Raw genomic sequence first — 9170 nt, 5'->3', positions numbered from 1 at the left:
AAAGTAAGTGAAGGAAAAAATAAAATGAGTGTCCTGAATGCGGTAAGAAATAAATTAGTACACAGAATAATGGCTGTCATCAATAGAAAACAGCCATTTTTACAAAGAGAAGAATTTGTGTCAATAAAAAATTCAAATTTCTCTTGTGTATTAACATAGAAATCTTTGTGTTTTCCAAAAAAATTAGTGTATAAAAAAACCTCCGAAAATAAATTCCGGAGGTTTTACAATATATTTTAAATAAGATTATTTTTCTTCTAATTCTTCTTTCTTCTCTTCTTCTTTTTCAGGGAAGATGATGGATAAAAGAACAGAGATCACCAATACTCCTCCTACGATTCCCAATGAAACCGGGGACGGAATATGAATCCATGGTGCAATAAGCATTTTAACCCCGATAAAGGATAGGATAATGGCCAATCCGTAGGGAAGTTTGCTGAACATATGAATAAAGTTCGCCAATAGGAAATACAATGATCTTAACCCTAAAATAGCGAAGATATTCGACGTATAAAGGATAAACGGGTCATTTGAAATCGCAAAGATCGCCGGAATAGAATCCACAGCGAAAAGAACGTCTGTAAATTCGATAACTCCTACTACGACTAAAAGAGGAGTTGCCATTTTGATTCCGTTCTGGATGGTGAAGAATTTATCTCCATCATAATTATCGGAAACTTTCCAGAAACTCTTGATCAGTCTTGCTCCTGCTGTATTGCTGTAATCTTCATCGTCATCATCGTCTCCATCACCCCAGGATTTGATCCCAGCATAGACAAGGAATAATCCGAATAAGGTCATGACAACGTTGATTTTTACTGCTTCTCCGAAGATATTCATTTCAGGAAGATACGTCAGATTGATTAATCCTACTCCTGCAAAGATGAATATAGCCCTGAATATCAATGCTCCAATAATTCCCCAGAAAAGAACTTTGTGATGAAGGTATTTCGGAACTTTAAAGAACCCGAAAACAAGTATAAATACAAATAAGTTATCCACAGACAAGGCTTTTTCAATCCAATAGGCAGCCTGATACTGAGTAAATTTCTCTATTGCCAAAGCATGACTTTCAGGACTTCCATCGGTATTAAATACCCAATATACCACCCCTGAAAAAACCATTGAAAGCGAAATCCATACGATAGACCATATGGTAGCTTCTTTGGAAGATACTTCGTGACTTTTTTTATTAAATACCCCTAAGTCCAGGAGCAGCATGATAACGACTGTTACTGCAAATCCCCACACCAGACCTGGGTGCAGTTCTAAAATACTTTGATGTTCCACTTGAGTTATGTTATTATATGATAAAAGCAATAGATGCACAGAGTACAAATATTGCTATTTTATTTATCTTTTGATGTCAATTGATTATAGGTAATTCATCTGTACCGTCTGGATTGTCTGCTCCAGCTTTTTATCTGCTGTAGGATCTCCGATTGCATTGAATTTCCATTCTCCGTTTCTCTTATAGAAAACTCCCATTACCATAGCAACGTGTCCGTTGAAAGATGCATCATTCGCAATATCATATTTTGCAAAACTTCTCTTACATTGGTAGGCGTTCCTTCATAAATACGGATAGAAGCAAAAGGAATGGTTCCGAAATCCTGACCTCTGTAGCTGTTCAGTACCATTGCCACATGCTCTACATTAGGCTCCAGCTGACTGAAATCTACAGTGATTACTTCATTATCCAATCCGTCATCTCCGTTTACATCACCCGTAAGATCATCTCCACTGTGTCTTACAGATCCGTTTCTGGATTTAAGGTTTCCGAAATAGATTACTTCCGTAACATTTTTGTTTGAATCATATAAAATACAGCTTCCGTCTAAGTCTACTGCTTCTTTTTTAGTTCCAAAAAATCCTTTCTTTTCAATTGCTCCCCAGTTGATTCCTACACAAGCTTGGGAAAGTTCAGCTCCATTTTCTTTTTTAAGGTTTATTCTCTGACCTTTTTGTAAGTTGATAGCCATCTTTTTATGTTTAGTTGTTATTTACTATTTTGCAAAAAAGTGAATCTTCTTTGCTTTTCAAATTTCGTTCTAGTTATTATTCAAATTCAAATTAAGCATTGCCCGCAGAATATTGGTTTCTTCATCGAAGTCAAATATTTTGCTCATAATGTCCATATTTTCCAGGTTTTTAATATAATCTTTCAAAACACCTTCTACTTCCGGCGGTAACATACGTTTTCTTTCGTTCATACTGTGTTCCAGTTGCTCATTTTTACTTTTCAACTGATCAATAATAGAACTTTGATTCGATTGATTTTCAGAAGTATCCAGTTTATCCAGTTCTTTGTCAAAAAGATACAATTTCTTTTCGTCTACGCTGAAAATAAAATGATCATCCGACTGAAAGATTTTGAAAAGCTCATAATCATGGGTTCCAACAAGGTAACCGCAGACAAAACGAACTTTAAATCCCTGTATATTAAGTCTTCCCAACAGTTTTCTTTCAATGGAATAATCTTTATACTGATAGGCCGGGAAAGAATCAGATTTCAGCAGCGTTTCATCTGCATCCGTTCTGTAAAATTCCTGGGCATACTTTTTATGAAAGTACAGTACATTCTCCCAATTGGCAGTAAAACTATCTTCTGTAAGATCTTTATACAAAGTTTTCAGATGTTGGAAAAATACACCGCTGTACATTTTCCTGTCGGTCTGAAAGCTATCTACCTGCCTTTCTTCGAAACCTGAAATATATTTACTGTTGATGTTAATTTCATTGATGACCGCCAGCATATCATTTTCCTTCTGTTTCTTAATTTTAGTCAGAAGCTCTATGAGGCTGTCCGTATACTGCAGGTGGAAAAGTTCCAGTTTATTGTAATCTAAAGCCGTATTTTCCTGGAACAGATTGTGTATAATATCTGTTTTGATGTAAATAGATATAATGTCAATATGTTCAAAAAAATTCGCGAGAAGCTTAAGCTTTGTTAATCTTCTTTTGCTTTGCGACAATATGGTTGCTGCATCATCCCCCACCTTAGTATGCTATAAATTAACCTCTGACATTTGCTTTAAGTTCATGCTCCAATGTCTGAAGATCCTGATCCAGTTTTCTTCTGTTATCTGCTCCCTGTTTCTGGATTTGTTTCACTTCATTCAATGTATTGATCAACATTGATGTTGTTTCTTTCAAAGTCTCCACAGATACGATAGTCTGCTCATTAGCTCTCGCAACATTTATTGAGTTCTGCCCAAGACGCTCTGCATTCTTTCTTAAGATCTCTTCTGTAGTAGAAGATACTTTCTGCTGGATTTCAATATTCTGCTGTTGTCTGTACATCGCTACAGCCAATGAAAGCTGGTTTTTCCAGACAGGAAGTGTAGTGGTAAGAATCGTCTGTGCTTTTTCAGCAATAGAAACATTGTTATTCTGTACCAGTCTGATCTGTGGAAGCGACTGCATCATAATCACACGCACCACTTTAAGATCTGCCATTCTTCTGTCTAGTCTTGCGATAAAATCTCTCTTATCAGCAATCTGATAATCCTGAAAATTCTGAGGATTGGTCTCCATTTGAGCAAGCTCTACTGCCGCTCTTTCCATTCTTATGTTTCCTGCAATTACAAGACCTTCAATCTGCTTGATAGAATTTACATTACTTTCAAAAATAGTCTGAAGTACAGCATTATCTTTTGTAGAAGTGATGATTCCAGCGTTTACTTTATAAGAGATCTGCTCGATATTGTTGATGATCTTATCGTATTTTGTAAATAAGTTCTCCACCTGGGTTATTACCTTCTTCATGAATGGCAATTTACTTAGGAAGCTTTTCACTTTATTTCCGTTAAGCTCTTCTACATCTACATAATTAAGTTCTACCAAAAGATCATTGATAAGCCCTCCTACTTCCCCAGAGTTTGATCTTCTTACATTTCCTAAGAAGCTGTCACTCTGATTCGTTAATGTTTTCTGAAGTTCCGCTCCGAAATTCACGATGGAACCTGGGTTGGTTTCATCAATAGAATTGGCAAGAACTTCATATTTTTCACGTTCTTCTGACTGCAGCTGAGTAAGATTTACATTTCCCTCTCTATCCACAAGAACTGCCGGTGCTGCATTTTGAACAGGCTGAGCCGGAGCTGGAGGAACCATTGGAGTAGGTTCAAAGGTTTTAAGAGGTTCTATTGATCCTAGTGGATCTATGGGTTGATTTTCCTGATTGTCCATGATTACTTTTGATAAATTGATACAAATTTGTCAAGGCCGTCTCTCTGTCCTGCCCCTACAGCCTCAAATTTCCATTCTCCGTTTCTGTTGTAGATTCTTCCGAATTCTACAGCGGTTTCGATTGAGAAATCTTCGTCTAATTCATATTTTAAGATCTCTTCATTCGTATCTGTATTGAAAATTCTGATGAAAGAATTTCTTACCTGTCCAAAGTTTTGTTTTCTCGAATCCGCTTCGTGAATCGTTACGACTACCGTAATTTCTTTGATAGCATCATCTATTTTTGTAAGATCAATTTTGATCTGCTCATCGTCACCAGCTCCTTCTCCTGTAAGGTTATCCCCTGTGTGGATTACAGATTTGTCCGGAGACTCAAGGTTGTTATAGAAAATAAAGTGATTATCAGAAACTAATTTTTTATCGTCCCCAAGCAAAAATAAAGAAGCATCAAGGTCGAATCCTGTTCCTGTAGAGGTATTATTGATATCCCATCCTAAACCTACAGTAAATTTAGGTGCGTTAATGTTTTCTCTTTGTCCTTTTTGTAAGTTAATAGCCATAATATAATTCCGTTTGTGTTAAAGTATTGATGTTATTTTCGTATTCTTTTATTAAATGATAATTGTTACTGATCGCCAGCTCCAAAAGCAAGTCCATCTGTTCCTTTTTTACTTTAGACGTAAGATAATCAAAATTACTTGAATCCAGGCCTAAAATATATTTTACAATCCTTGTATTGAACTGAAAACTCTCTTTATTCATCACTTCTGCAACATGATTTACATTTTTCACTGCATAATAGTTGAAAAAGTTTTCAATTTTCGGGTCAAGGTCAAAATTCATCAGTTCTGCATAATACAAGAACATAAAGTCTGCTTCCACACTATATTCATCCAGGATTCTGTTCACTGTATATTCATGACTTCCCGTGATTTTTATATCGTCTATAAAAATACAAAGTTTTCCTCTCAAAAAATCCTTATCAATGTAATAAGTATCATTGGCGATCAGATTTTTACGATCTTCGAAATTAAGATTCCCATAATCTGTGATATAGGTATGATTTCTGTTGATTTTAGATAAAATACTTGACTTCTTTCCATTCTGAAACAGATAAAAATCAAGATGCTTTTTAAAGTAAAAGCATAAAAAGTTGGATGCTGTAGGAATCGCCATATATGGGCTTGGCAATACTACGATCTCTTTATCAGTATCTAAAATTGCTTTATTTTCGGAAATAAATCCGTCGAATAATTCTTTTGCAAATTTTTCAGCATACGACTTATCGCCATACTTGAAAAAGCTGTATTCCGCAGGTGAGAAAGTAAACTCATCTGCTGAATGAATGTGGTGTAAGCTGTATCTTTTATTCATGTTTATTTTTAGTGTTTAAGTAAATGGGCACTGAAACCGAAGTCCTTTGCTCCCTGATAATCTGCTATCGGATTGTCTCCAATATGCAGAATCTGGTGCAGTGGCAACCCGTGATCTTTGATCTTATTCTTCACTTCCTGAAAAATAAGCGGGTTCGGTTTGGAACAGTTGATTTCATCAGAATAAATATGAAAATCTATATACTGATCAAGGTTTTCATGAATCAGAAATTTCCTCATTGTTTTTCCTTTGATAAATCCGGTGTTGCTCAAAATATTAATGGTCTTCCCCTGATTTTTGATATCCTCAAAAAAACCATGAATATTTTCAAAAATTAAAACTGGCCTATACTCCAGAAACAAGGTTTCACTTCGATCATAAAACTCATTCAATTTTTCCCTATTCAAAAGTTTTACATCAACATCCAAAGCCCCTAAAATCATCAAATAAATTTCAAAAGTATCGATATTTCCTCCTGTCACTTCATTGATGGTATTGCAAAGATCATCATAATATTTTACGGTTTTGGCAACCTCTTCTATCGGTTTATCTACGTTGAAAAATGAGGAGAACAGCTCAACTCTTTTTGCTTTAAATTCAGGGTGAGATTTGATTAAGGTGAGCCACAGGTCAAAGGAAAAATGACAGTGGTTTTGAATGTCGATATCTGTTTTCAATAGGTTTTAAGTTAAAAGTTTTTATTTAGCTTCTTGAAAAAGATTTAAAATTTTCATTCATCAAAAAGTGTTTATAAGACTATTCTTCCCAAAGATAAAATTTTTATCAGAAAAGCATTACGTTCATTGTCTGTTTTAAGATATTTTTATGAAAATTGACGAATTTCATAGCTCCACAGAAGATGATTGATGAGCCGTTTAATTTCCGTTCGCAAAAAAATATTTTGAAAAATTCTTTGGAAATCAAAAAAAAATTATAATTTCGCAACCGATTAAAAATCAACAATGTCAACAAAAATGATAAATATTATAACTTTAAACAATCCTGTCAGAGCTGTGTTCTTTGGCAGCACTGAATATTTATCTGAATAGTTCTATAGATCTTTTATACTAAAAAATATATTGAAGACCTTTCTATTCGGATAGGTCTTTTTTGCTGCCCTATTTTCAGACTTTAACAATTCAAGAAAATTCTGCTGTTTGTTAAGATCTCTGAAAATTTTCCTTTGATACAAAATACAGAAAATGTTTTGCCGGCTTTATAAGACCGGAGTGTATTTTGTGCTCATTTTTTTCAGAATCTTTTCTAAGCACAATTCTAAAAATCAACAATTTAAATCAAACAAAATGAAATACAACACACGAAATATAGGGATCATAGCACACGTAGATGCAGGAAAAACAACGTTATCGGAAAGACTTCTTTATTACACGGGACTCATTCATAAAATCGGTAATGTAGATGATGGAAATACTACCATGGATAAAGACATTCAGGAAAGAAACAGAGGAATTACCATTTCATCTGCTGCAGTTTCTACCCAATGGAAAAAAGACGGAAAAGTTTATAATATCAACCTTATTGACACACCAGGACACGTTGATTTTGCAGTAGAAGTGGAACGCTCATTAAGAGTTCTGGACAGTGTTGTCGCTGTTTTCTGTGCTTCATCAGGGGTTCAGCCACAAACTGAAAATGTTTGGTTCCAGGCTGAAAAACACGGAACATCCAAAATCTGTTTCATCAATAAAATGGACAGAATTGGGGCAGATTTCTTTGCGGTTCTCAATGAAATAGAAACCAAACTGAATACTGTTCCTCTGGCTCTTCAGATTCCGATGGGCGCTGAAGTACATTTTGAAGGCGTTATTGATCTTCTCAAAATGAAAGCATTACACTGGACTGATGAAAATGGTGAAACCATTGTGGAAAAAGAAATTTCCGATCATTATATTGCTGAAGCTGATGAATACAGAATGAAGCTAATGGAAACTCTTGCTGAAAATGATGAGAAGTTCTTTGAGATTTTTATAGATAGTGAACAAACAATTACTGTTGAAATGATCTCAGAAGCGGTACAAAGAGTGTGCAGATCAGGATCTGCCGTTCCTGTTTTATGTGGTTCTGCTTTTAAGAATAAGGGAATCCAGCCTCTTCTTGATGCTGTGGTTACCTATCTTCCGGCTCCGGATCAGCTTGCTGACCTTCAGGGAAGAGATCCTCATACAGACGAAATGGTAACATTGGAAAGAAATGAATCTGCTTCTTTTTCAGGACTTGTTTTCAAAGTGATGATTGATAAACATATGGGAAGATTAGCCATGCTTCGTGTCTATTCCGGAAGGATACAATCCGGAGATACGATATTGAACGTAAGGACTGGTGAAAACTTCAGAATTTCGAGGATTTTACAGATGCAGTCGGATAAAACGTTATCACTGGATGAGGCTAAAGCAGGAGATATTGTGGCTTTAACGGGAATAAAGGATGCCAAAACCGGAGATTCTTTATCTTCTATAGGTCAACCGATATTACTGGAAGCCATTACAATCCCGACTCCTGTAATCAGAGTTGCTATCGAGCCGAAAACGAATGGTGATGAGAAATCTTTCGGTTTGGTGCTGGCGAAGATTCAGGAAGAAGATCCTTCTTTAGTGGTTGAAAGAGACCCTCAGACCGGAGAAACGTTATTGAGTGGATTGGGTGAGCTTCATCTTGAGGTTACATTGGAGAAAATCCGTTTGAATCATGGTATTGAAGTCAATCAAGGGAAACCTAAAGTTTCTTATCGTGAGATCTTAACGGAAACCAGAGTTCACAGAGAAAAGCTTTCCAAACAAAACGGAGGAAGTGGTCAGTTTGCTGATATCACTTTTGAAATCGGGCCAGGAAATGATCATGAACAAGGATTGGAGTTCGTCAATATGATCAAAGGAGGTGTTATTCCTACTGAATTTATTCCTTCTGTCGAAAAAGGTTTCAGAGAAGCTATGGAGCATGGGCCGTTGAAAGGATATCCTCTGGAAAACATGAAGGTCATTCTTCTGGATGGTTCTTTCCATGCTCAGGATTCCGCAGCATTTGATTTCGAAATTGTGGCAAGAGAAGGATTCAAAGCAGCCGCAAAAGGATGTAGTCCTAAACTGATGGAACCTATCATGCAGGTAGAAATTCAAAGTATTGATGAATACACGGGCGCTGTTACGGCAGACATCAACAGAAGAAGAGGAATCATTACTTCTATTGATGAAAAGTCAGGAAGAAAGATTTTTGCAGCGGAAGTTCCGTTAGCATCCACTTTCGGATATATTTCTGACCTGAGAACGCTGACCAGCGGAAGAGCTTCCATCAGCATGAAATTATCACACTATGCTTTAGTGCCTGATTTCATCGCCAATACATTAATAACCTAAACAAGCAAGGACTGTAGATTTTTCTTACAGTCCTTGTCTGGTTAGGGGGTATATTGTGAATGGTCAATCGTCAATTCGCTGCGCTTATCAATTTTTTACTACAAAAATTCACTATTCACTTGTGAGGCAAAATTCACTTATTGACAATGGAATTGTGAATCGTCAATCGTCAATTCGCTGCGCTTGTCAATTTCTTCTGCACCACAAAAATTCACTATTCACTTGCGAAGCAAA

7 protein-coding genes and 1 pseudogene are annotated in these 9170 nt (G+C 36.0%); 1 reads left to right on the top strand and 7 read right to left on the bottom strand.

The features are described from left to right. Positions 1-246 precede the first annotated feature (246 nt). The 7 genes and pseudogenes from BOQ62_RS21345 to BOQ62_RS21315 form a co-directional block, all read right to left on the bottom strand. Positions 247-1290: a TerC/Alx family metal homeostasis membrane protein gene (locus BOQ62_RS21345; protein WP_129042352.1), complete on the bottom strand. Its 1044-nt coding sequence runs from the start codon at positions 1288-1290 to the stop codon at positions 247-249. An 84-nt stretch (positions 1291-1374) separates the two neighbouring features. Then, positions 1375-1982, bottom strand: a pseudogene (locus BOQ62_RS21340) (TerD family protein). Positions 1983-2051: 69 nt separating this feature from the next. Next, the gene (locus BOQ62_RS21335) at positions 2052-2999 is read right to left on the bottom strand and encodes a hypothetical protein (protein WP_129042351.1); all 948 of its coding nucleotides are present in this window, start codon (positions 2997-2999) and stop codon (positions 2052-2054) included. A 16-nt stretch (positions 3000-3015) separates the two neighbouring features. Then, a complete protein-coding gene (locus tag BOQ62_RS21330; RefSeq protein WP_185146815.1) occupies positions 3016-4191 on the bottom strand; it encodes a toxic anion resistance protein in 1176 nt (391 codons plus the stop codon). Between the two features lie 2 nt (positions 4192-4193). Beyond that, positions 4194-4751, bottom strand: coding sequence for a TerD family protein (locus tag BOQ62_RS21325; RefSeq protein WP_129042350.1), 558 nt, complete (start codon positions 4749-4751; stop codon positions 4194-4196). After that, positions 4741-5565: a phosphoribosyltransferase family protein gene (locus BOQ62_RS21320; RefSeq protein WP_129042349.1), complete on the bottom strand. Its 825-nt coding sequence runs from the start codon at positions 5563-5565 to the stop codon at positions 4741-4743. The genes BOQ62_RS21325 and BOQ62_RS21320 overlap by 11 nt, the downstream gene beginning before the upstream one ends. 8 nt (positions 5566-5573) lie before the next feature. After that, the gene (locus tag BOQ62_RS21315) at positions 5574-6242 is read right to left on the bottom strand and encodes an HAD family hydrolase (RefSeq protein ID WP_129042348.1); all 669 of its coding nucleotides are present in this window, start codon (positions 6240-6242) and stop codon (positions 5574-5576) included. 627 nt (positions 6243-6869) lie between these two features. Between BOQ62_RS21315 and fusA the strand changes: the two genes are divergently transcribed. Then, on the top strand, positions 6870-8936 hold the full coding sequence (gene fusA / locus BOQ62_RS21310) for an elongation factor G (RefSeq protein WP_129042347.1): 2067 nt from the start codon (positions 6870-6872) through the stop codon (positions 8934-8936). Positions 8937-9170: the final 234 nt, after the last annotated feature.

Origin of the sequence: Chryseobacterium sp. CH21, from assembly GCF_004119445.1 — a bacterium.
Taxonomy (GTDB): Bacteria; Bacteroidota; Bacteroidia; order Flavobacteriales; family Weeksellaceae; genus Chryseobacterium.
Note: the sequence above shows the minus strand (reverse complement) of the source record. Positions and strands in the feature narration are given on the sequence as shown.